The organism is Thermoflexus sp., assembly GCF_034432235.1.
In the GTDB taxonomy this organism is placed as follows: Bacteria; Chloroflexota; Anaerolineae; order Thermoflexales; family Thermoflexaceae; genus Thermoflexus.
This window is the reverse complement of sequence record NZ_DAOUCJ010000011.1, coordinates 1-2,592: the sequence shown is the minus strand read 5'-3', so window position 1 is coordinate 2,592 and position 2,592 is coordinate 1. Positions and strand designations below refer to the sequence as shown.

Sequence of the window (2,592 nt, the reverse complement as noted above, 5' to 3'; positions counted from 1 at the left end):
GATGCTCCTGGAGGTCGAAGGGGAGCAGGTGCGGGTCTTGGCGGGCCTTGGGATGCGGGCGCGTCTCGTGCAGGTCCTGGGCCCGGTGCGGGCGTTGCGGGTGGCCCAGGCCGTGGCTCGGATGGGAGGCCCGGTGCTGGGCGTGGATTGGGAGAGGCGGCGGTTGCTGCAACAGATGACCGGAGCGCTCGGCGTATGGATCGTCTGGCGAGGATTCAGCAGGTTCGCCTCGCCACCCATTGAGCGCTACGCCCCTGCAGGGACCATGGAAGTTCTGACCGGAATCTTGGTGGAGCGCCAGGCAGATCGTCTGATCCTTGCCCATGCGGATAAGTTGTGGCAGATCATCGTTGACACCTCCACTACAGTCTGGAAAGGAGGGGAGCGAGAACTGGATGCCCTCCAAATTGGAGACGAAATCATGGCACGTGGGTGGGGAGAGGCCGGAACTTCAACGCTACGGGCACTCCGACTTTGGGCCAATCTGACGCGTGTGCATGGAATTGTGGTGGAGACGAGCAATTCCTATTGGAGGGTTCGAGGGGGACAGCGCCATGGAGAAGAGGAGGAATATGAGATTACATGGCGATCCCTACCCCAACGGATAGATTTCCACAGCGGGGATCCATCGCCAGAAGCTGAGCTCGATATCCGGGAAGGAGATTTCGTCGATATCATCGGGGAATCCTTAGGTCCTCATGTTGTGAATGCGACGCGAGTGGCAAGGATACCACCGGGCATGAAGGAACCTTTGAGCTCCTATCCCCAGGAAGCTGTGCGGATCATTCGGACGCAGGGTTCATGCACCTATGTCTATCAAGGCCATGCCCGATGGTTCAATTGTTCTGCCGGCGCGGGGCGTTGTCGGACATGTGACCCAGCCAACTCCGCTCAGGCGGCGTGGCCTGCTATGGATCGCTGCGGCTCATGCGCGTGGAACTGCTGCGATTGTTCTCGGGGTTGTCGAAACCAGGTCTATTTGGCCTGTGGGTATTCGGTGATGGTTAAAGATCTGTGTACCGGAACAGCTCGGCAGATTACCATCGTCGATTGCGGGCCGAATCAGGTGCAATATTGCACTGCTGGATGTGGGTGGCCGGATTGTCTCCGCTATTCCACCCCAATTATTGATCTCACACGTCCGACTTTCGCCTGGTTTGGATACGACCCCGCTCAGCGGGGGTGCTTCTCCTGTGAAGTCCGGGTGACTCTGCCATGCTGAAGGAGGGATGAGGATGCGATACCTGGACACATCGCTCAGGAGGATGGTCTGGGGACTTGCGCTGGCGCTGGCTGCGTGCACCACACCACCAGCCCCGGTAACCCCTTCGGCAACGGTCCCGGCGGTGGAGACCCCTCTCCCCCAGCCCTCCCCCACCCGGGCACTGCGCCCCACACTTCCCCTTCCTCCCCCCTCCCCTACCCCCTGGGCGCCTCCCCCGGGGTTCGATGGGACGGTGTATCGGCCCCCTACCCCCCCAGCGCCATCGGTGCAGCTCACCTACAGCGCCGCCTGCCCCAATGGGGAAGGCCTCGAGGAGAGCCCTCCACCCCGACCGGAGGAGGTCCTGGCCCTGCTCCAGGCGCTGCGCTCGGAAGATCCCATTGCCCAGCGGCAGGCCACAGATCCGGCCTTCTGGCCCCTGCTCCCGCCAGCGGGAAAGCCGGCGTGGTCTGCGGATGTTTCGCCGGAAACCCTGATGAAGCCGCGACCGGGGATAGAGGCGCCCTATGGGGAGCTGCTGCGGAACGGATGTGGGGATGAAGTGATAAAACGGACGTGGTGGGTCGAAGTTTGTCCAGGTCCGTGCGCTGACCCCCGGGTGGCCGCCCAGGAATCCCTCAAGGGGCATCTGTTTTTGATCCGCCGTCGAGGGCACTGGCTGATCTGGGCGATGCGCTGAGGGCGGGGGAGGAACCTGAGGCGGGAGGTGAAGCGGATCCGCCAGGCCGGTCGGGCCGCCATCGGAACGCCCGCCGCATCGAACGCCAGAGGGATCATCAGGAACCCCCACCGGGCCCGGATCGACCTGCCGCTTCCTGTTTAATACAGTTTCCCTTTATTTTGTCACGATCCTGTCACGATGGGCGGAGATCATGAGGGTGGAGACCTCTCCCCGAAGCCCCCACCTCGGCGGGTCGGGGAGGGGTAATTCCGATGGAGGGAAGACCCATGCCGAACCGGTGGCTGTTATATGACAGCGGGTGTGCGGTGTGCGCCGCCCTGGCCCAGGAGGTGGAAACGCTCAGCGGCGGGCGGCTGGGGGTGCGAAGTTTGCGGGACCCCGGGGTCCGGGCCCTGCTGACCCGCGCCCGTCCCGGCTGGCGCTGGGAGCCCATGCTCGTCGAGATGGAGGGGGAGCGGGTGCGGGTCTTCGCGGGGCTGGCGATGCGCTGGCGCCTGGTGCAGCTTCTGGGCCCGGTGCGGGCGTTGCGGGCCGCCCAGGCCGTGGCCCGGCACGGCGGGCCGCTGCGGGGCGTGGATTGGGGGAGGCGACGGTTCTTAAACATAGCCTTCGTTTTTGCAGTAATATTGCTACTTTTCCGCATTCAATCAGCTCGAATTAACACTAATTCCCTCAACCTTTCAGG

At 63.4% G+C, this 2,592-nt stretch carries 2 protein-coding genes and 1 pseudogene; all 3 read left to right on the top strand.

The window, feature by feature from the left end; all coding sequences use genetic code 11:
- Window positions 1-1,222, top strand: a 1,222-nt coding sequence (locus VAE54_RS01875) for a hypothetical protein (RefSeq protein WP_322800232.1), incomplete at its 5' end; no start/stop codon positions are given.
- Between the two features lie 13 nt (window positions 1,223-1,235).
- Complete coding sequence (locus VAE54_RS01870; protein ID WP_322800231.1) at window positions 1,236-1,904, top strand: hypothetical protein; 669 nt, start codon at window positions 1,236-1,238, stop codon at window positions 1,902-1,904.
- 269 nt (window positions 1,905-2,173) lie between these two features.
- Window positions 2,174-2,592 (top strand): annotated as a pseudogene (locus VAE54_RS01865) (hypothetical protein); the annotation flags it as partial.